Annotated in this window: 13 protein-coding genes and 1 tRNA gene; 10 read left to right on the top strand and 4 right to left on the bottom strand. The window is 62.2% G+C overall.

Annotated features, from left to right (window positions below; all coding sequences use genetic code 11):
* Positions 1-75: 75 nt before the first annotated feature.
* The 8 genes from ACQRAP_RS01270 to ACQRAP_RS01235 all read left to right on the top strand — a co-directional run bounded on the left by ACQRAP_RS01270 (position 76) and on the right by ACQRAP_RS01235 (position 12,393).
* A complete protein-coding gene (locus ACQRAP_RS01270; RefSeq protein WP_427794701.1) occupies positions 76-990 on the top strand; it encodes an FAD binding domain-containing protein in 915 nt (304 codons plus the stop codon).
* Entirely contained in the window at positions 990-3,821 is a 2,832-nt protein-coding gene (locus ACQRAP_RS01265) for a molybdopterin-dependent oxidoreductase (protein WP_427729288.1), read from the top strand. Before ACQRAP_RS01270 ends, ACQRAP_RS01265 begins: the two co-directional genes overlap by 1 nt.
* A 270-nt stretch (positions 3,822-4,091) precedes the next feature.
* Positions 4,092-4,175, top strand: a tRNA-Leu gene (locus ACQRAP_RS01260).
* Positions 4,176-4,263: 88 nt separating this feature from the next.
* Complete coding sequence (gene tig, locus ACQRAP_RS01255) at positions 4,264-5,565, top strand: trigger factor (RefSeq protein ID WP_427794700.1); 1,302 nt, start codon at positions 4,264-4,266, stop codon at positions 5,563-5,565.
* Between the two features lie 163 nt (positions 5,566-5,728).
* Positions 5,729-6,361, top strand: coding sequence for an ATP-dependent Clp protease proteolytic subunit (locus ACQRAP_RS01250; protein WP_427794699.1), 633 nt, complete (start codon positions 5,729-5,731; stop codon positions 6,359-6,361).
* The gene (gene clpX / locus ACQRAP_RS01245; protein WP_427794736.1) at positions 6,351-7,766 is read left to right on the top strand and encodes an ATP-dependent Clp protease ATP-binding subunit ClpX; all 1,416 of its coding nucleotides are present in this window, start codon (positions 6,351-6,353) and stop codon (positions 7,764-7,766) included. Before ACQRAP_RS01250 ends, clpX begins: the two co-directional genes overlap by 11 nt.
* Before the next feature lie 309 nt (positions 7,767-8,075).
* Positions 8,076-10,772: a valine--tRNA ligase gene (locus ACQRAP_RS01240; RefSeq protein WP_427794698.1), complete on the top strand. Its 2,697-nt coding sequence runs from the start codon at positions 8,076-8,078 to the stop codon at positions 10,770-10,772.
* A 277-nt stretch (positions 10,773-11,049) separates the two neighbouring features.
* Positions 11,050-12,393: a bifunctional folylpolyglutamate synthase/dihydrofolate synthase gene (locus ACQRAP_RS01235; RefSeq protein ID WP_427794697.1), complete on the top strand. Its 1,344-nt coding sequence runs from the start codon at positions 11,050-11,052 to the stop codon at positions 12,391-12,393.
* Positions 12,394-12,632: 239 nt separating this feature from the next.
* Here the strand turns inward: ACQRAP_RS01235 and ACQRAP_RS01230 are convergent, their stop codons facing one another.
* From ACQRAP_RS01230 to ACQRAP_RS01215, 4 genes are all read right to left on the bottom strand, one after another.
* Complete coding sequence (locus tag ACQRAP_RS01230) at positions 12,633-13,721, bottom strand: M24 family metallopeptidase (RefSeq protein WP_427794696.1); 1,089 nt, start codon at positions 13,719-13,721, stop codon at positions 12,633-12,635.
* A gap of 466 nt (positions 13,722-14,187) precedes the next feature.
* Positions 14,188-14,586 (bottom strand): DUF1667 domain-containing protein, encoded by a 399-nt coding sequence (locus tag ACQRAP_RS01225; protein WP_427794695.1) that lies wholly within the window; start codon positions 14,584-14,586, stop codon positions 14,188-14,190.
* Between the two features lie 2 nt (positions 14,587-14,588).
* Complete coding sequence (locus ACQRAP_RS01220; protein ID WP_427794694.1) at positions 14,589-16,010, bottom strand: NAD(P)/FAD-dependent oxidoreductase; 1,422 nt, start codon at positions 16,008-16,010, stop codon at positions 14,589-14,591.
* Between the two features lies 1 nt (position 16,011).
* The gene (locus ACQRAP_RS01215) at positions 16,012-17,484 is read right to left on the bottom strand and encodes an NAD(P)/FAD-dependent oxidoreductase (protein WP_427794693.1); all 1,473 of its coding nucleotides are present in this window, start codon (positions 17,482-17,484) and stop codon (positions 16,012-16,014) included.
* 814 nt (positions 17,485-18,298) lie between these two features.
* On the opposite strand from ACQRAP_RS01215, the gene ACQRAP_RS01210 reads away from it, so the two are divergent.
* Entirely contained in the window at positions 18,299-18,730 is a 432-nt protein-coding gene (locus tag ACQRAP_RS01210) for a double zinc ribbon domain-containing protein (protein WP_006234085.1), read from the top strand.
* A 257-nt stretch (positions 18,731-18,987) separates the two neighbouring features.
* A complete protein-coding gene (thrS, locus tag ACQRAP_RS01205) occupies positions 18,988-20,751 on the top strand; it encodes a threonine--tRNA ligase (RefSeq protein WP_035138071.1) in 1,764 nt (587 codons plus the stop codon).
* Positions 20,752-21,005: the final 254 nt, after the last annotated feature.

Genomic DNA, 21,005 nt, shown 5'->3' with positions numbered 1-21,005 from the left:
GGGAGCCTTTTTCTATGGTGGCGAGGGCTGTGCGCCCTCGTTTGGTACACTTAGAGGTACTGGACAAGTGAAGAGATGGGGGAGAACGTACTCAAGTTCGGTACCTACGTTCGCGTTGGAAACGCGGCCGAAGCCTATGAGCTCTTACAGAAGAACCGCAACAACAAGATTGTGGGTGGCGGCATCTGGATGCGCCTGGGTTCGCGTCGCGTGGCGACGGCGATTGACCTTTCGGCCTGCGGACTCGATCAGATCGAGGAGACCGAGACCGAGTTTCGCATCGGTGCCATGTGCACCCTGCGCCAGCTCGAGCGCCATGCCGAGCTCAACGCGCTTGTCAACCATGTCTTTGAGTTCGCCGTCCACGATATCGTGGGCGTGCAGCTGCGCAACACCGCCACGGTGGGCGGCAGCATCTACGGTCGCTTTGGTTTCTCGGACGTGCTCTCGGCCTTTTTGGCGCTCGATTCGTACGTTGAGCTGACGGGTGCCGGCCGCGTGCCGCTCGCCGAGTTCGTGGATATGGGTTACGTGCGCGACGTGATCGAGCACGTGGTGGTCGTTAAGCACGATTACCGCGCAAGCTACGAGGCCGTGCGCAAGGCCGCGACCGACTTCCCCTCCTTAAACGTCACCGCTGCCTGGTGGGACAACAGCTGGCATGTCACCGTGGGCGCACGCCCGCTGCGCGCGACCCCGCTGCAGGGCGAGGCGTGCGGCCTGGTGAGCGAGCAGCCTCCCGAGGACGAGCTGCGCGCCCTGGCCACGTCCGTACGCGCACTGAGCTACGGCACCAACCTGTGGGGCTCGGCCGACTATCGCCGTTGCATCTCGGCGCCGCTGGCGATTCAGGCCGTGTGCCGCGCCGCCGGCATCGAGCTTTCGGCCTCGCTTGCCCGCGAGCTCGAGGGCGTGCAAGTGCCTAAGTTTGCCACGGACGAGTATTCCTGCCGCCGCGTGCCCGGCGTCGATTCTAGCGAGGTGCGCTAATGGCTGCCAAACTCATCGATCTTTCCTTTACGCTCAACGGCCGCAAGGTCAAGGTTCAGATTGCCCCCGACACCATGCTCTTTGCGCTGCTGCGCGAGCAGGGCTGCGCGTCGGTGCGCTGCGCCTGCGAGACTACTAACTGCGGTCTGTGCACGGTGTGGCTCGACGGCGACCCGGTGCTGAGCTGCTCGGTTCCCGCTGCGCGCGTCGAGGGCCGCTCCGTCACCACGCTCGAGGGCCTCAAGGCCGAGTCCGAGGCGCTCGCCCACGCAATGGCTGCCGAAGGCGCCGAGCAGTGCGGTTTTTGCGCCCCCGGCCTCATCATGAACGTGCTGGCGCTTGCCCGCGCCGCCAAGGAGGACCCGAGCCTCGTCGCCACGCGCGAGGAGCTCTCGCGCCAGCTCGCCGGCAACCTCTGCCGCTGCAGCGGCTACGAGAGCCAGCTGCGCGCCATCGTCCGCTTCCTTAACGAGTCCGGCGTGCAGGTGGGCTTTGAGATGCCCGAGCTTCCGGTCAACGACACCAGCTGCGATGGCGTCTCGTACAAGCAGATCACCCATAAGCAGCCCAAGAAGGACTCGAAGGCCCTGCTCGAGGGGCGTCCCGTCTACACAGGAGACCTGGTGCCCGCCGGCGCCCTTATCGTCAAGCTCAAGCGCAGCCCGTATGCCCGTGCCAAGATCCGCTCCATCGATACGTCGCGCGCCCTGAAGGTGCCCGGCGTCGTGGGCGTCTACACCTACGAGGATGTGCCCAAGCGCCGCTTTACCATCGCCGGCCAGAGCTATCCGCAGCCGAGCCCCTACGACCGCCTGATCCTCGAGAACCTGGTGCGCTACCAAAACGAGGAGGTGGCGATCGTCGCCGCCGAGACCGAGGAGGCCGCCGACAAGGCACTCAAGCTCATCAAGGTCGACTACGAGGTGCTCGAGCCCCTGCTCGACTTTACCCAGGCGCTCGATAACGACATCGTGGTCCACCCCGAGGGCGACGTGACCTTTATGTTCCCGCAGGGCGGCGACGTTGCTCGCAACCTGGTGTGCAGCGGTACCAGCGATTTTGGCGACCTGGACGAGGCCTTCGCCCAGAGCGACATCGTCTTTGAGCGCACTTACACCAGCCAGGCCACGCAGACCGCGCCCATGGAGACCTTCCGTGCCTTCGCGACGACCGACGCGTTCGGCCGCATCTCGGTGACCACCTCCACGCAGGTGCCCTTTCATGTGCGCCGCATGGTCGCGCAGTCGCTCGACATTCCGCAGTCGCAGGTGCAGGTTATTAAGCCGCGCATCGGCGGCGGCTTTGGCTCCAAGCAGACGGGCTGCTGCGAGATCTTCGTGGCGTTCGTGACGCAGCAGACTGGCCGTCCGAGCTATTGCTGCTACACCCGCGAGGAGACCATCACTGCGGGCAACTCGCGTCACCAGATGCAGATGACCGTTAAACTGGGCGCCATGAACGACGGCACCATCACGGCCATCGACCTGCACACGTTGTCCAACGCCGGCGCGTATGGCGAACATGCCACCACGACGATCGGCCTCTCGGGTCACAAGAGCCTGCCCATCTACAACCACGTGAAGGCGAGCCGCTTTAGGTGGGACGCCGTCTACACCAACACCAACCGTGGCGGTGCGTATCGCGGCTACGGCGCCACCCAGGGCCAGTTTGCCGTGGAGAGCGCCGTCAACGAGCTCGCCGACATGCTGCACATGGATCCCGCCGACCTGCGTCTTAAGAACATCGTGCGCGAGGGCGAGATTATGCCGCAGTACTACAACGAGAAGCTCAACGCCTGCGCGCTCGACCGCTGCCTGCTGCGTGCGATGGACATGATCGGCTGGCGCGACAAGCCGCTGGCCGTGGACCTGGGCGACCGCGTGCGTGCTCTGGGCTGCGCGCTCACCATGCAGGGCTCGGGCATCTCCAACGTGGATATCGGCGGCATCGACATGCGCCTGGAGGAGGACGGCTTCATTACCATCGGCACCGGCGCCACCGATAACGGCATGGGTGTCGACACGATCCTGGCGCAGATTGCGGCCGAGGAGCTGGGCGTGGAGAGCTCGCTTATCGTGGTGCGCGGCGTGGACACCGACGTCTCGCCGTTCGATGCCGGCTCGTACGCGAGCTCGGGCACGTACGTGACGGGCCTGGCAGCCAAAAATGCCGCGACCGAGCTGCGCGAGAAGATCTGCGCCAAGGCCGCCCAGATGTGGGACGTGGACGCCGCCGACGTGGTCTTTGATGGCCAGTACGTGCGTCTGTCTGACGAGCGCGCCGCTCGCGAGTGCGGCCGCTACCTCACGCTGCGCGACTTTGCCAACCTGTGCGTCAAGAACATCGCGGGCGGCGACGCGCTCACCTCGCATGCTTCTGCCTGCCTGCCCGTTTCGCCTCCGCCGTTTATGGCCGGCATTGCCGAGGTCGAGGTCGACAAGGCCACCGGCAAGGTGACTGTGGTGGACTATGCGGCGGCTGTGGACTGCGGCACCGTGATCAACGAGGCGCTCGCGCGCGTCCAGGCCGAGGGCGGCATTGCCCAGGGCATCGGTCACGCGCTCTACGAGATTGTCGAGCACGACGAACGCGGCCGCCTGCGCACCGGTAACTTTATGAGCTACAAGCTGCCCACGCGCCTGGATATCGGCAGCATTCGTGTGGCCTTTGAGCCGAGCTACGAGCCGACGGGCCCGTTTGGCGCCAAGTCGATCGGCGAGGTCGTCATCAACACACCGCTCGCCGCCGTTGCCTCGGCCGTGGCGCACGCCACCGGCCACCAGGTTCGCTCGCTGCCGATCACGCCCGAGAAGGCCCTGCTGGGGGAGTAGGCGAGGCGCGGCAGCCGCCGCTCTTTGGCAAGCCCGAGGAAACTGCAGCCCACTTTTCAACCGAATTGTGGGCTGCGGGAGATAGCCGATGGGGGTAGCTAATTTGGGACGGGGCTTTTTTAGCTACCCCCACAAGCGGGGTAGCTAAAAAAGCCCCGTCCCAAATTAGCTACCCTGTTCCGCTGTAACTCGTGGTGAGGTCGTGGGCCTAAAAAGGTGTGCGTGCGCTTGCCGTTCGTATCTGCTATCATTCCTAGTCTGTGCGCTCATGCGGGCGTGGCGGAATTGGTAGACGCGCCAGATTTAGGTTCTGGTGGGATTCCCGTGAAGGTTCGAGTCCTTTCGCCCGCACCAACGCACCTGCGTCGGCCTCGGCCGTCGCGACACTTTGTTGCATAAAGGTACCAGCACCTCAGATAAGCTGGGCAGTATGAGGAGGAACGTGTTGAACATCACCGCTTCTGACGTCAAGGACGCCAAGCTCACCGCTACGGTCACCATCCCGGCCGCCGACGTCGACGCCGCGATCAAGAAGGCCTACAAGGACACCGCCAAGAAGTACCGCTTCCCGGGCTTCCGTGCCGGCAAGGCTCCCCGTCCGGTCATCGACGCTGCTCTTGGCGCCGAGGCCACCCTCGCCCAGGCCACCAACGATCTGATCGCCGCCAACGAGCCCGCCGTCCTCAACGAGCTGGACATCGTCCCCACTAAGAACGGTGACTACAAGGAGCTCGACCTCGCCAAGGATCACGAGGACTACACCTACACCGTCGAGTTCTCTCTGCGTCCTGCCGCCGAGCTCTCCTCCTACGACGCCGTCGAGATCGAGATGCCTCCCGCGGAGGTCACCGAGTCCGAGATCAACAAGCAGGTCGAGATGCTCCTCAACTACCGTGCCACCTTCGAGGACGTCGAGGATCGTGCCGTCGAGGCCGAGGACTACGTTACCGTCGACCTCAAGGCCGTCGAGAACGCCGACAACTTCGCTGCCGAGGGCCGCATGCTCATCGCCGGTAGCGACAGCAACCCCAAGGAGTTCAACGAGGCTCTGATCGGTGCTAACGTCGACGACGTCAAGACCGTCACCTGGACCGACGAGGTCGAGGATGGCGAGGAGGCCGAGACCCACACCGTCGAGGTCACCGTCAAGGGCATCAAGGTCCGCAACACCCCCGAGCTCACCGACGAGCTTGTCAAGTCCGACTTTGGCTTCGACAGCATCGACGCTATGCGCGACGCCATCAAGCTCGAGATCGAGCAGGACAAGGCTTCCCGCCTTCCGGCCGAGAAGGAGAACCGTTGCGTCGCCGCTCTCGCCGAGCGTCTGCAGCTCGAGGAGATGGACGCCGACTACGAGCAGTCTGTCTTTGAGGAGCTTGGCCAGAACTTCCTGTCCAACCTCGCTGCCCGCGGCATGACGCTGGACACCTGGCTGCCCGCTTCCGGCCTGACCATGGAGCAGTTCATCGGCGACCTGCACAAGCAGGCCAACGATGTTGCCCGCGAGTCCCTGGCGCTCGACGCTCTCGCCCGTGAGCTCAAGATCGAGGTCACCGAGGACGACGTCAACGCCGAGTTCGAGAAGGCTGGCGTCAAGGACGTCGAGGCTTCCAAGGCCGAGTTCATCGCCGATGGACGCATGCCTGCCGTCCGCGAGTCCATCCGTCGCTCCAAGGCCGTCGACCACCTGGTCGAGAACGCCAAGGTGACCGAGGTCGACGAGACCGCCAAGGACGCCGAGTAATTCTCGCCACCTTTCCCGCGAGCGCATGCAGGCGCCCGTGATGGGGTAAAGTTATAAACCGGTTATTCGGTTGCTTCGTACGGTGCCAGCCAATGCATAGCATGCGGGCACCGTACGTTTATCTAGAACCAATTTGGTCCGCAAGAGAGAAATGGAGATGCGTATGATCGCTAAGTTCGATTCCGCCCTCGTGCCATACGTTATCGAGCAGACGCCGCGCGGCGAGCGCAGCTACGATATCTATTCGCGCCTGCTCAACGACCGCATCATCTTCTTGGGCGAGGAGATCAACTCCGTCAGCGCCAACCTGGTCGTTGCCCAGCTGCTGCATCTTGAGAGCCAGGATGCCGAGAAGGATATCTCGCTCTACATCAATTCGCCCGGTGGCGAGGTCTACTCGGGCCTGGCGATTCTGGACACTATGAACTTTATCAAGCCGCAGGTCTCCACCATTTGCGTCGGTATGGCTGCGTCTATGGCCGCCGTGCTGCTTTCGGCCGGCGCCAAGGGCAAGCGCTTCTGCCTGCCGCACTCCAAGGTCATGATTCACCAGCCCAGTGGCGGTGCCCAGGGTCAGCAGACCGAGATCGAGATCGTGGCCGAGGAGATCAAGAAGACCCGTCGCGAGCTCAACCAGATCTTGTCCGACGCCTCGGGCCAGCCGATCGAGAAGGTCCAGGCCGATACCGAGCGCGACAACTACCTGACCGCTGCCGAGGCGCTTGACTACGGCCTGATCGACCGTATCGTCACCTCGCGCGATCTTGCCGCGAAGGACGCCTATGATGGCCGGTAACATGCAGGACAACTTTGACGAGAACGGCAACCCCATCCGCTGCTCCTTCTGCGGAAAAGAGCAGGGTCAGGTGCGCCGCCTTGTAAAGGGCCCTACCAACATCTTTATCTGCGACGAGTGCGTTGCCGCCTGCTCCGAGATCTTGGAGGAGTCGCTGGCTTCGGACTTTATGGATGCCGCCTGCAACGGCAAGCTGCCGGGCTTCCTCAACGACCACGGTCAGGCTGCCGGGCAGCCTGCCATGGATCCCGAGCCCGAGGGCTTTGAGCTCGAGGACGACGTGCGTCAGGTCATCACGCACGTGCCGACCCCGCACGAGATCTATGACGAGCTTTCGGCCTATGTCATGGGTCAGGAAGACGCCAAGCGCGCCATGTCGGTTGCCGTGTACAACCACTACCGTCGCGTGATCGAGGGCGGCGCCGCGCTTTCGGCCTTTGACGAGGCCTCGGGTGCGGGTTCGCGGCTCGACGACGATATGGACGAGGTGGAGCTCGCCAAGTCCAACATCTTGCTGCTCGGTCCCACCGGTACCGGTAAGACCTTGCTCGCCCAGACGCTCGCGCGCATCCTCGAGGTGCCGTTTGCCATCGCCGACGCCACCGCACTCACCGAGGCCGGTTACGTGGGCGAGGACGTGGAGAACATCCTGCTCAAGCTCATCAATGCTGCCGATGGCGATATCGAGCGTGCGCAGGTCGGCATCATCTACGTGGACGAGATCGACAAGATCGCCCGCAAGGCCGAGAACCTCTCCATCACCCGCGACGTTTCGGGCGAGGGCGTTCAGCAGGCGCTGCTTAAGATCCTTGAGGGCACGGTGGCAAGCGTTCCGCCCACCGGCGGCCGCAAGCACCCCCAGCAGGAGCTGCTGCAGATCGACACGACCAATATCTTGTTTATCTGCGGCGGTGCCTTTGTGGGTCTGGACAAGATTATCGCCGATCGCGTGGGCAACAAGGGCGTGGGCTTTAACTCCGAGATCGCCGGCCCCACCTCGGTCGACGAGAACGACCTGCTGCGTCAGGTGCTCCCGCAGGACCTCAACGCCTTTGGTATGATCCCCGAGTTTGTGGGACGTACGCCCGTCGTCACCCAGACACAGGCGCTCGACGAGGACGACCTGGTGTCGATCCTGACCGAGCCAAAGAACGCCGTTGTGCGTCAGTACCGCAAGATGTTCCAGCTCGAGGACGTTGAACTTGAGTTTGAGGACGCCGCCCTGCACGAGATTGCCCGCATGGCGCTTGCCCGCAAGACCGGCGCCCGCGGCCTGCGCTCCATCTGCGAGGACGTGCTGCAGCAGACGATGTTCGACCTGCCGAGCGAGGAAGGAGTCGCCAAGGTCATCGTGACCGAAGCCTCCGTAAAGGGCACCGAACAGCCCCAGCGCATCTACGGGTAAACCTGCCAAAAAGGGACAGGTTTATTTTGGCAGGTTTTATCAGGGAGAATGACGTTTGCCCATATAAAACCGACCAAAATAAACCTGTCCCTAAATGGTAGGTTTCGCAAATGTGAATTTGAATAGCCTCCGACCACCCGCGGTCGGAGGCTATTTTATATATACGCAATAACCCCAACTACCTGTGTTATTCTGTGTGTTTGTTTAAGCCTCAGCGAAGTCGTATCAGACTGAAGTAATCGATACCTAAGGGGAGGAATGCAGACCCTGGCGGGCCTACATTCCTCCCCGGTGGGACGGGAGAGATATATGGAAGAGATGCCCAAAAACTACGATCCGTCGACCAACGAGCCGGCGATCCTGCAGAAGTGGCTCGACGGCGGCTACTACAAGCGCCGTGAGGGCGTGGGCGACTGCACTGTCACCATTCCGCCTCCCAACGTGACCGGCAAGCTCCACATGGGTCACGCCACCGACGACTCCATCCAGGATGCCATCATCCGCATGGCCCGCATGCGCGGCAGGTCCACCCGCTGGGTGCTCGGTACCGACCACGCCGGCATCGCCACGCAGACCAAGGTCGACAAGAAGCTCAAGAGCGAGGGCATCAGCCGCCTGGAGATCGGCCGCGATAAGTTTGTCGACGCCTGCTGGGATTGGACCCACGAGTACGGCGGCATCATCGTCGAGCAGATCAAGCGTATGGGCTGCTCCGTCGACTTTGATAACGAGCGCTTTACCATGGACGAGGACTACGCCCAGGCCGTGCGCAAGGTGTTCTGCGACTGGTACCACGACGGCCTGATCTACCGCGGCAAGCGCATCGTCAACTGGTGCCCCAACTGCACCACCGCCATCTCGGACGACGAGGCCGAGTACAAGGACGAGAAGGGTCACCTGTGGCACCTGCGCTACCCGCTGACCGAGCCGGTCAACGGCCAGGACTACATCGTCGTCGCCACTACGCGCCCCGAGACCATGCTCGGCGACACGGGCGTGGCTGTCTCCCCGAAGGACCCCGAGAAGGCCGCCTTTGTGGGTAAGACCGTCAAGCTCCCCATCGTCGACCGTGAGATCCCCATCTTTGAGGATTGGCATGTCGACGCCAACTTTGGCTCCGGCTTTGTCAAGGTCACCCCGGCCCACGACCCCAACGACTACGCCATGGGTCAGGCCCACGACTTGCCGCAGATCAACATCTTTGACGAGCATGCGGTGGTCGTCGAGGGCTACGGCGAGTTTATCGGCATGACCCGCGAGGAGTGCCGCGAGGCCGTCATCAAGTGGTTTGAGGAGCACGACCTGCTCGATCACGTCGAGGATCACGATCACTCCGTCATGCACTGCTACCGTTGCGACTCCGCACTGGAGCCGTGGCTGTCCGAGCAATGGTTTGTGGCCGTCGACAAGCTCAAGGGGCCGGCGCTCGATGCCGTCAACTCCGGCAAGGTGACCTTCCACCCCGCGCGTTGGACGCAGACCTATACCACCTGGATGGAGAACCTCAAGGACTGGTGCATCAGCCGCCAGCTGTGGTGGGGCCACCGTATTCCCGTGTTCTACTGCGAGGACTGCGGCTGGGAGGATGCCCTTACCGAGGACACCGACGTGTGCCCTAAGTGCGGCGGTCGCCACGTGCATCAGGACGAGAACGTGCTGGACACCTGGTTCAGCTCGCAGCTGTGGACTTTCGCCACGCAGGGCTGGCCCCAAAAGCCGGAGCTGCTCGAGGGACATCACCCCACGACGGCACTCGTCACCGCGCGCGACATCATCGCGCTGTGGGTCGCCCGCATGGTCATGAGCTCGCTGTACTTCCTGGACGAGGTGCCGTTTAAGGACGTCGTCATCTACCCGACGATTCTTGCCAAGGACGGCAGCCGCATGTCCAAGTCCAAGGGCAACGGCGTTGACCCCATGGACCTCATTGGCATGTACGGTGCCGACGCCATGCGCTTCAACCTGCTGACGCTCTGCACCAACAACCAGGATGTCAAGTTTGACGCGAACATCGATAAGAAGACCAAGAAGCTTATCGACAGCCCGCGTACCGAGCAGGCCAAGTCGTTTGTGACCAAGATTTGGAACGCCAGCCGCTTCCTGCTTATGAACATGGAGGGCTACACGCCCGGCGAGCCTGTCGTGGAGACGCCGGCCGACGCCTGGATGTTCAGCCGTCTGGCCAAGGCCGTCAAGATGGTCACCGAGGGCATCGAGAACTACACCTTTGGCGACATGGCCCGCGGCGTTCAGCAGTTCTTCTGGAACGAGGTCTGCGACTGGTACGTCGAAGTCACCAAGGCGCGCCTGAAGGGCGAGGGCCGTCTCCAGGCGCAGCGAAACCTGATCTTTGTGCTCGATACCTCTATTCGCCTGATGCACCCGCTCATGCCGTTTGTCACCGAGGAGATCTGGGACAACATGCCGGCGAGCGTGCTCGACCTGGACGCCGAGGGCAACGTGGACCGCGCCGAGGCGCTCATGATCGCCAAGTGGCCCGAGCCTGCCGACTATGTCAAGTATGTCGACGAGGACGCTGAGCGCGCGTTTGAGCTGTGTCGCACCGTCGTTTCTGCCGCCCGCGCCACGCGTTCGCGTTATCGCTTGAGCCCCAAGGCCGAGCTCGACGTGGTCGTGCGTGCCGGTGCCGAGGACATCGAGAAGCTCGAGAGCCTGCGCTCGACCATCGAGCCGCTGGCCAATACCGCCTCGCTGGTCATGGGTACCGATGTTGAGAAGCCGGCCGCGAGCATCGCCGTGGTCGACAGCGGCGTCGAGGTCTTTGTGGTGCTCGAGGGCAAGGTTGACCTTTCGGCCGAGAAGGCACGTCTGGAGAAGGAGATTGCCGCGGCCCAGAAGGAGCTCGCCGGCTGCGAGAAGACGCTCGCCAACGAGGGCTTTGTGGCCAAGGCCGCGCCCGCGGTGGTCCAGAAGAAGAGGGACCGTGCAGCTGAGCTCAAGGAGATCCTGGAGGCGCTGACTGCTCAGGTTGCTGACTTCTCGTAGGCGTTACTGGGGGACGCGGTTTGGGGCATTGCTCGCTACTGCGGACAGTCCTGCTCGCACGAAGGCCACATTAAGTGGCCTTCGGCTCGTGCGGAACTTGTATCGAGCAAAGCCCCAAACCGCTCCCAGGTCGTTTACGTGGTTGTTTGCAACTGGTGGGTTAGGCCACTTGGCTGTGGCCTTGATTCTGCTGCAAAGCGGTGTTTGGCTGATATTTTGAATGGGAAGGGCTCGTTGTTGATTCGGGCCTCTTTTTATGTTGAGGGGACTTTGGGTTATGGCTAAGCGTTCTGGGTCGTATGTCGTTCCTTTCTCGTTTGATTTGCTTTCGTTTAGTGAGGCTGTGGGGCTTGCTGCCGATACGGGGCGGATTTCTGGGGATGCTGGTCCTCTGCTCGAGACAGTTGTCGATATGCTCGATGAGCTGGGGCGGCCGGACGAGTACTTTGATTGCATTCAGGTTGCCGGTACCAATGGCAAGACTTCGACGGCGCGTTTTTCGGCTGCTATCCTTCGCGGCGAGGGGCTCAAGGCTGCGCTTTATACGTCGCCGCAGCTTGTTCGCTATCCCGAGCGCATGGAGGTCGATGGGCACGTCGTGAGCGATGAGGCGTTTGCCCGTGGCGTTTCTGCTGCTGTTGAGGCGGGGCATCGAGTGAATGCGCGCCGCGTGGTGGCGGGGGAGCGTGCCTATACCATCACGCCGTTTGACCTGCTGACGGCCGCCGCGCTTGTGGTGTTTGCCGAGGCTCGCGTGGATGTTGCCGTGCTCGAGGTCGGCATGGGCGGTCGCTGGGACGCCACGAGCGCGACCGATCCCGTTGCCGTTGCCATCACGGGCATCGGACTCGACCACACGCGCATTCTGGGCGATACGCTCGAGGCCATTGCGGGGGAGAAGGCCGCCGTCATTAAGCCCGGACGCCTGGTTGTGCTGGGCGAGGGCACGCATGAGCCGAGCGTTCAGCGCGTTATGGATGCCCGTTGTCGCGAGTGTGGTGTGGTGCCGCTGGTGGTGAGCCACGCCACGACCAAGGTGCCGGCGCATGTGGGCGATACGGTTGAGTTTAGCTGTACCACGCCGCGTGCGATTTATACGTCGAGCATGGTTAAGCCGGCGTATCAGCCGCAGAATGCCGCGTGCGCGATTATGCTCTGCGAGGGGTATCTGGGTCGCGAGCTCGACCACGAGGCGCTTGATGCTTCGCTTATGGGCTGCCCTACGCCGGGCCGTTTTGATGTGTTGGGAACCGACCCGCTCAAGCTGATCGACGCCTGCCATAACCCCCAGAGCTGCGAGAACTTTGTGAGCGCCTTGGACGAGATCGATCCGCGCGTAGAGAATCGCCCCACGTTGCTGTGCGCCGCGCTGGCAGACAAGGACGTGGCGGGTATCGTCGACGTGCTGATCCCGGCCTTCCCGCGCGTGGTCGTCACACAGACCGATTCCGATCGCGCCCTGCCGGCGGAGGAGCTTGCTGCCCTGGTGGACTCCGATAAGCTCGCAGGCGTGTACCCCAGCGTGTCCGAGGCCCTCGCAGCCTTTGAGGCCGCAGGCGAGCCCTTCGTAGCAGCAGGTACCATCACCCTGACCGGCGAAGTTGCCGGTCTGCTCCGCTAGATCCCTTCCGCAGGGTAGCTAGTTTGCCTGCTCGCCACGAAATGGGCCTATCTACTACGTTTGACCGGCTACCCTCAACCATGCCGAGAATCGCAAAATCAAAACCGCAGGTAGAAGGCTTGCCAATTTTCAAAAAATACCCGCATGGTCGCCCCATGCGGGTTAAACGTAGTAGATAGGCCCATTTCGTGGCGGCATTCATGTGATGCGGCAAAGGGGCTGTCCCTTTGCCGCATTGCCTAGTCTAGGCGGACAGGATCGTGGGGGTAGGCGTTGAGGATCTCGACGCCGCTCTCGGTGACCAGGGCAAGGTCCTCGATGCGGACGCCGGTGCGGCCGGGGAGGTAGATGCCCGGCTCGATGGAAAACGTCATGCCCGGCTCCACGACCTGCTCGTTGACGAGCGAGACGTCGCCCGGCTCGTGGTCTTGCAGGCCGATCGAGTGTCCCAGACGGTGCGTAAAGTACTTGCCATAACCCGCGTCCTCAATCACGTCGCGCGCGGCACGGTCCAGGTCGCACATGCGCACGCCCGGGGCGATGAGCGCCTCGGCGGCCTCGTTGGCGCGGCGCACGATGTCGTAGATGCGTGCCGTCTCCTCGTCCGGCTCGCCCCAAAAGAACGTGCGCGTCATGTCCGAGCAATAGTTGCGGCGACGCCCGCCAATGTCGAACAGTACCACGTCGCCACGCTTGAGTACCGTATCGTCTGGCTCGTGGTGCGGGTCGCCGGCGTTGGCGCCAAAGCTCACGATGGGCGGAAAGCTAAAGCCCTCGCAATCGTGCTTGCGATACAGGCCAAGCATCTGGTCGGCGATCTCGCGCTCTGTCACGCCTTCGTGGACGAGCTCGATCGCGTCGGCCATCACGGCGTCGTTAGCGGCCGAGGACACGCGCATAAGCTCCTGCTCGGCGGCGTCTTTGTAGGTTCGCGCGGCGGTCACGGCAAAATCGCCTAGGAAGAATTCGCACGCGGCATGGCGTTCCATAAGGGGCATCAAGAAGCCGGAGCGCATGACGGTGTCGATGCCGAGCGGTTTGGTCGGATCAACCTCGCGAGCGATGGCGTCGGCCACGACGTCGGTATCGGTGTGGTACGCGACGCGGGCATTGTCATACTCGGGCAGCTGATGCAGCGCGTTGACCAAGATCACGGGCTCGCTACCGCGTGCGAGCAGTACGCCGCAAAAACGCTCGAACATATCGGCATAAAAGCCGGTCAGGTAATAAATCGACCACGGGTCGTTTACGAGCAGCTGCGCGCCGGGGTGCTGAGCCTCGAGCGCATCGAGCACGCGTGCCACGCGCTGGTCATCGACATGTGCCATACATCGTCCTTTCGTTAGGTTGCCACCATGGTATCCCCAATGCCAGGGTAGTCAATTTGGGACGGGGCTCTTTTAGCTGCGTCAAACATGCGAGCTGATAGGTAAAAGTAGTCAATATGGTCCCGTCCCAAATGGGCTGGTTTCAAAACTATGGCGGATTACGGGGCTGGACCTGTATTACTTGACCATGGGAAAAATAGCGAAATTAAAACCGCAGGTAGAAGGCTTATCAAAAATCGAAAATTGCCGGTATGGGTGGGGATCTCCGAATCAGCCCCGTAATCCGGCATAGTTTTGAAATGGCACTAAAGTAGGCACAAGCTAAATACCGATCCCAAGGCAAGTTGCGGTGGAATAGTTCCTTGATGCCGGGGTTTTGGCGGAAATCGTGAATTATTTCACCGCAATTGAGGAGGGGCGGGGCGGATGCGGGGTAGCTAAAAGAGCACCGTCCCAAACGAGCTGCTTAGGCCGGGTCGATGTCCATGCTGGCGATGAGGTCGGTACCGGTGTCTAGGAGGTTGGGGAGGACTACATCGCCCATGCGGATGGGGACTTTGACCACTAGGCCGCGGATGAGGTCCATGGTCTGGGCATGGAGTTCGAGCGGGATGGCTTCGGCCGTGCGAATGGGCAGCAGCGCCTCGTCGCCGCCTGATACCGCCACGGTGGTAGTGAGGACGCGCATGGGGCAGGTGAGCTCCTGATGTGCGAACTTATCGCCGCGCGGGCAGCTGTTGCCGGTCACGGCGCGCACCGTCGCCACGCGGTCGTCGGCCCCGCGCTCCACTTCCACCGTAAGGAGGCACTCGGATGGGCAGGTGGTGCAGTTGAACTGTAGCGTCTCGATCGCATTTGTGCCCATGGCTATGCCTCCTCGACGGGCTCGACGGAAAGGATAATCTCGCTGGCACCCAGGTCGAGCGCTCGCTGTATCACCTTTGCCGGCAGCGGGAAGCTTTCCATAACACTCGGTTTAAACGCGCGGACCTTGCCCGTAAGCAGTTCCTCGTCGCCCGCCAGAATGCGCACTCGGGCGGCATCGACCGGCCGGCGCACGCGGAAGTTGAGCCTGGTGAGTGCCACGGCCGTAATGCGTCCCGGCAGCGCGTAGCCGGCAATGTCGGCAGGGGAGACCGTGAGCTGGCAGCCAACGCCCGTCTCGACATCCGCGCCGGTCCCCAGCGCGTACGTCGCCGCAGCCGCACCGGCACGCTCGGACTCGGTCGTCACGTTATCGGCCAGGTCGTGCACGTGCAGCACGTTGCCGCAGGCAAAGATGCCCGGCACGCCCGTCTGCAGGCTCTGGTCCACCACGGCGCCGCGCGTGCGCGGGTCAAGCTCAACACCCGCGCCTACCGAAAGCTCGTTCTCGGGAATCAAACCTACCGAAAGCAGCAGTGTGTCGCACGGAACGATGCGCTCGGTCCCCGGAATGGGCGCCAGATTTTCGTCGACCTGGCTCACCTCGACGGCCTCCACGCGGTCGTGCCCAATCACGCGTGTGACGGTGGTGGACAGGTGCAGCGGAATGCCAAAATCGTCCAGGCAATTCTTTACATTGCGGCGCAGGCCGTTGGCGTATGGCATAAGCTCGTACACGCCCTCGACCGAAATCCCCTCGAGCGTGCAGCGACGCGCCATGATGAGCCCAATGTCGCCCGAGCCTAAAATGACGGCGCGCGAGCCGGGCTTGAGGTTGTCGATGTTGATGTATCGCTGCGCCAGGCCGGCGGTAAACACGCCGGCGGGGCGGCTGCCGGGAATCTTGATCTCGCTGCGCGTGCGCTCGCGACACCCCATGGCAAGGACGACGGCGCGCCCGATGAGCTGCAACATGCCGGCGGGGCTCATGAGCGTGACGGTGTGTGCCGAGGCATCGCTCGCCGCGCCACTTGCGCCCGTGCCTGCGACTTTGTCCTCGCTTGAGTCGATCCCAATCACCATACTGTCCAGGAACAGTGCGATATCGGTTTCGCGCACCTGGTCGATAAAGCGCTGTGCGTACTCGGGACCGGTCAGTTCCTGCTTAAAGTGTGAGAGGCCAAAGCCCGGGTGGATGCACTGGCGCAGGATGCCGCCCAGGTGCTGTTCGCGCTCCACGATGGCCACGCGCGCTCCGGCCTTGTGTGCGGCAAGTGAGGCCGCCATGCCGGCAGGTCCGCCGCCGATAACGACTACGTCGAACGCCTGCGTCTGCACGGCGCCGGCAGCAATTGATGCCCTGTCGGCATCTGCGCAAGTGCACTCGACACCCGATACCGCACCCATATCGATACTCGTCGCCATCCTAGCGCACTCCCTTCAACGGTCCCTCTACCAGCCAGGATCCATCGTCTTCCAACGGTACCTCGCTGGAGTCGCAGCCCAGCTCGCGGGCCAGAATCGCCACCACGCGGCTCTGGCAAAAGCCGCTCTGGCACCGACCCATGCCGGCACGGCAGCGGCGTTTGACGCCCTCGACCGAAACCGCACCCGGGCGGCGTCGGATCGCTGCCACGATTTCGGCCTCGGGCACCGTCTCGCAGCGGCAGACAATCTGCCCCCACGCGGGGTCGGACTCGATCAGCTCTTCCTTGCGCGCAAGCGGCGCGCGATCAAAGTCGTCCGGCGCACGGCGAATCGGATCCCAATCGGCCCGCTCGCGCAAAGCAACGCCCGCCTCGCGCAGCACCTGCTCCATTCGCTCGGCAATGGCCGGAGCGCTCGCTACGCCCGGCGACTGAATGCCCGCCGCCTGGAACAGCCCCGGCACCACGGCGGACTGTCCAATAAAAAAGTCGTTCGTTCCCTTAATGACCGGACGCCCGCCGGCAAACGCTCGCACCACGCGGCGCGTGTCCAGATCGGGCACGAGCTTGCGCGCGCCGCTCAGCAGCGCGTCGACATCGCCCGCATAGGTCTGCGTGTCGCCGGGCTCGCGCACAGCGGCCGTCGCGGTGATCACCGTGTTGCCGTGGACGGTGCCCGTAACGATGACGCCCTTGGAAACCGGCGTGGGAACGGGGTAGAGCGGCATGAGCGCGCGCGGCTCCTTGTCCAGCACCACAATGTTGCCCTGGCGCCAGACCATCTGGAACTCCTCGGCGCCCGCCATATGCGTGATGTCTGCGGCGCCGTTGCCCGCCGCGTTAATCAAATAGCGGCAGCGCACATCACCGGCCGGTGTTACCAGCGTAAAACGAGCGGTCCCGTCGCCGCTCCTGTCGCCAGCGCCGGGAGCTACCTCGATCGTCTCCACCGGTGCAGAGCGCACAAACGTCACGCCGTTGGCTACGGCGTTTTCCATCGCGGCGATGGCGACCTCAAACGGATCGACATAGCCGGTCGAGGGACACCACAGCGCGCACGTGGCCTGGGCGCTGGCGCGCGGCTCCAGCTCGTGGATGCGCTCGGCCCCGATGATCGCCAACTCGGGTACGCCGTTTGCCAGCCCGTTGCTTTGCAGCTGCTCCAGCTGCGCGCGGTCTTGGTCGCTAAAGCCCAGCACCATGGACCCGGTGCGGCAAAACAAAAACCCCAGCTCCTGGGCCCACGTGCCATATAGCTCGCAGCCGCGCGCGTTGACCTGCGCCTTTACGGTGCCCGGCGCCGGATCGTAGCCGGCGTGCACCAGGCCGCCGTTGGCCTTCGACGCGCCCAGGGCAATGTCGTTGGCCGCCTCGACCACGCAGATGGACAGGTCATAGCGTGCGAGCTGCCGTGCGATGGCGCATCCGGTGATGCCCGCGCCCACAATCGCGATATCAAACGTTTCTGTCACAGTGCCTCCCAGACGAGTTGACAGGCTGTCAATAGGACTATCCTACGGTCTGCACACCCCCAGCGCAGCGGCAATGCGGCGAATAGCACCGCTGCATCCGCCAACGGCAGGCGAGGGGAGACTCAGGTCAATCGGTGACCTCGTCTGGCACCCCTGTTGTCAAAGGTTTGTCTCGTTCTGTAACGGTAAGCAGAAGAGTTGGGTTCCAGATGTTACAGATCGAGACGTTTCCAGGCGGGCCCTCTGTTTGTCTTGATTTGTAACAGTAAGAGTAGAAAATCGGTCCTATGTGTTACAGATTTCCTATGTGTTACAGATTGAGATTTAAAGTCAGGGAGAGGTCATCTGTCTCGATCTGTAACATCTCGGTACCGTTTTGGGGTCTAGATGTTACAGATTTAGATGAACCCATCAGTCGGTTTCGAATGTCTAAATCTGTAACAGTTAGACCTGTTTTTGCCGAGTTGTTGTTACAGATTGAGATATTGAGATTGGGCATTTTCCTTTGTCTTGATCTGTAACAGATAGAAGGGGTTCTGGCCCCTAGTTGTTACAGATTGAGATATTTAACGGAGGGCTCACCGCTCATCTCGATCTGTAACAGTAGGGACTGATTCTGGAGCCAAGATGTTACAGATCGAGATTGTAGTCGGGGAGAGAACGGTTTGTCTAATTTTGTAACATCTGGACCCGGATTCCGCTCTCACCTGTTACAGATTGAGATGTTTCTATCCGCCCATGCCTGCGACCTGCCAAATCGTTAACCCCCGTGTTACACTAACTCGAGTTGTAACTACCCCGAAAGGCCCACCTTATGTCCAAGTACATCTCCGAGCTCATGTCGCCGCAGCTTATGGGCGTCATCTATGCCTTTGTTGGCTTTATCATCGCCCTGTACGTGCTGTCGGTCGTCTATGTGTTTATTGACGCCCGTCGCCGCGGCGCCAGCGCTTACGTGGCATGGGGCATCATTGCCCTCATCCCGTTTGTAGGCCTCATCGCCTACCTGGTCCTGCGCCCGCACTCCTATGCGGCCGACCGCGAGGAGCAGGAGCTGGACATGGCCCTGCGCGAGCGTCAGCTTGCCCAGTACGGCACCTGCCCGCAGTGCGGTGCGCCCATCGAGAAGGACTTTGTGGTCTGCCCGGTGTGCGATACCCAGGTGCGCAACGTGTGCCCCAGCTGCCATCGCCCGCTCGACGCACACTGGAAGGTCTGCCCCTACTGCCGAACTCGCATCCAGTAGCGCATCCATCGCCGGGCCGGCCGCAAGCCACGGGCCCCGCGCGCCGCGCGAACGCCGCGCGCTCCGCATGCGCCCCACGCGATGAAGCATGCGTAGAAATTCGCCCGCCGTGCCATTCAGGTGCGGCGGGCGCTTGTATACCTAGGTAACCTGCCTATAATGATGCAAGTCAAAACGCACGCGCCGGCAAGCGCAATGCACACCGCACGGCGCCAAGCAGCACTTGCACAAGGCATCCGAGAGGAGAAAACATACCCATGAAGGCACTCTACAATGACGGTTCGGTGGCCGAGCTCCCGCAGGACGAGGTCACGCACGTCATCCGCCACTCCGCCGCGCATATCATGGCGCAGGCCATCAAGCGCCTGTACCCCCAGGCCGATTTTGCCTACGGCCCCGCGACCGACAACGGCTTTTACTACGACGTCGACTTGCCCGAGGGCGTCAAGATCAGCGAGGACGATTTCCCCGCGATCGAGGCCGAGATGAAAAAGATCGTCAAGGAGAACCTCAAGTTCACCGTGTACGAGAAGCCCCGCGCCGAGGCCATCGCCCTTATGGAGGAGCGCGGCGAGAAGTACAAGGTCGAGCACATCGGCGATCTGGACGACGACGCCCGCATCACCTTCTACCAGCAGGGCGACTACATCGACATGTGCGTCGGCCCTCACATCTGCTACACCAAGGCCCTCAAGGCCTTTAAGCTCACCGGTGTCTCGGGCGCCTACTGGAAGGGCGACAAAGACAACAAGATGCTCACCCGCATCAACGGCGTCGCCTTTGCCACCAAGGAAGAGCTCGACGAGCACATGCACATGCTGGAGGAGGCCAAGAAGCGCGACCACCGCAAGATCGGCCGCGAGATGGACCTCTTTATGATGCGAGACGAGGCCCCCGGCTTCCCGTTCTTCCTGCCCAACGGCATGATCCTTAAGAACACGCTGCTGGACTACTGGCGCGAGATCCACCACAAGGCCGGCTACGTGGAGATCTCCACGCCGCTCATCATGAACAAGCAGCTGTGGAAGACCTCGGGCCACTGGGACCACTACAAGGACAACATGTACTCCACCGTCATCGACGACGAAGAGTACTGCATTAAGCCCATGAACTGCCCGGGCGGCGTGCTGGTGTACGCCTCCAAGCCGCACTCCTACCGCGAGCTGCCCATCCGCGCCGGCGAGATTGGCCTGGTGCACCGCCACGAGCTGCGCGGAGCCCTGCACGGCCTGTTCCGCGTGCGCTGCTTTAACCAGGACGACGCCCACCTGTTTGTGCGCCCCGACCAGCTGACCGACGAGATTGTGGGCGTGGTCAACCTTATCGACTCCGTGTACCAGAAGTTTGGCTTTAAGTATCACGTTGAGCTTTCTACCCGCCCCGAGGACTCTATGGGTTCGGATGAGGACTGGGCACGCGCCGAAGAGGGCCTGCGCACCGCTCTTGAGCAGCTGCACATGGACTACGAGGTCAACGAGGGCGACGGCGCCTTCTACGGCCCCAAGATCGACTTCCACCTGGAGGACTCGCTCGGCCGTACCTGGCAGTGCGGTACCGTGCAGCTCGACTTCCAGATGCCGCTCAACTTTGATCTGGAGTACGTGGACGCCGACGGTACCAAGAAGCGCCCCATTATGCTGCACCGCGTGTGCTTTGGCTCCATCGAGCGCTTTATTGGCATTCTGATCGAGCACTTTGCGGGTAAGTTCCCCACCTGGCTGGCTCCCGTGCAGGTCAAGGCGCTTCCGGTCTCCGAGAAGAGCCGCGACTACGCCCACGAGGTGTGCGCCAAGCTGGAGGAGGCCGGCATTCGCGTGGTCTGCGACGACCGCGACGAGAAGATCGGCTACAAGATCCGCGAGGCCCGCAGCATCGACCGCGTGCCCTATATGCTCATCCTGGGCGAGAAGGAGGTCGAGGCCGGCAACATCTCCGTCCGCGATCGCTCCAACGAGACCGTTCAGATGAGCGTCGATGAGTTTGTGGCTAAGGTGACCGAGGAGATTAAGACTCGCGCCTAAGGCGAACAACACAAGAAGCAGTAAAGGCGATCGTCCTCGCGGGCGGTCGCCTTTTTTGTTGTGCAAAAAGGTAAAGGCTTTTGAAGTGGGGTATGGAGATGTGCCCGCTCGCGCCGCAATTTGCGCAAGCTGGGAAAACGATCTGAATTTACCCGTATAACGAGCTTCGTCGAAAGATACGAAAAACTGTACTTTTGCGACTGCGCCTAGCTGCGAGCGAGAAGCCTGTTCTTAACGCCCCTGCATCCGTGTGT

The organism is Collinsella sp. SGI.180 (assembly GCF_050313455.1).
Classification (GTDB): Bacteria; Actinomycetota; Coriobacteriia; order Coriobacteriales; family Coriobacteriaceae; genus Collinsella.
The sequence above is the reverse complement of the archived record's forward strand: the minus strand, read 5'-3'. Positions and strand labels throughout refer to the sequence as shown.

Coding starts and splice junctions, on each gene's coding strand:
- ACQRAP_RS01270 (WP_427794701.1), top strand. CDS start 76: ATGGGGGAGAACGTACTCAAGTTCGGTACCTACGTTCGCGTTGGAAAC.
- ACQRAP_RS01265 (WP_427729288.1), top strand. CDS start 990: ATGGCTGCCAAACTCATCGATCTTTCCTTTACGCTCAACGGCCGCAAG.
- ACQRAP_RS01250 (WP_427794699.1), top strand. CDS start 5,729: ATGATCGCTAAGTTCGATTCCGCCCTCGTGCCATACGTTATCGAGCAG.
- clpX (WP_427794736.1), top strand. CDS start 6,351: ATGGCCGGTAACATGCAGGACAACTTTGACGAGAACGGCAACCCCATC.
- ACQRAP_RS01240 (WP_427794698.1), top strand. CDS start 8,076: ATGGAAGAGATGCCCAAAAACTACGATCCGTCGACCAACGAGCCGGCG.
- ACQRAP_RS01235 (WP_427794697.1), top strand. CDS start 11,050: ATGGCTAAGCGTTCTGGGTCGTATGTCGTTCCTTTCTCGTTTGATTTG.
- ACQRAP_RS01230 (WP_427794696.1), bottom strand. CDS start 13,721: ATGGCACATGTCGATGACCAGCGCGTGGCACGCGTGCTCGATGCGCTC.
- ACQRAP_RS01225 (WP_427794695.1), bottom strand. CDS start 14,586: ATGGGCACAAATGCGATCGAGACGCTACAGTTCAACTGCACCACCTGC.
- ACQRAP_RS01220 (WP_427794694.1), bottom strand. CDS start 16,010: ATGGCGACGAGTATCGATATGGGTGCGGTATCGGGTGTCGAGTGCACT.
- ACQRAP_RS01210 (WP_006234085.1), top strand. CDS start 18,299: ATGTCCAAGTACATCTCCGAGCTCATGTCGCCGCAGCTTATGGGCGTC.
- thrS (WP_035138071.1), top strand. CDS start 18,988: ATGAAGGCACTCTACAATGACGGTTCGGTGGCCGAGCTCCCGCAGGAC.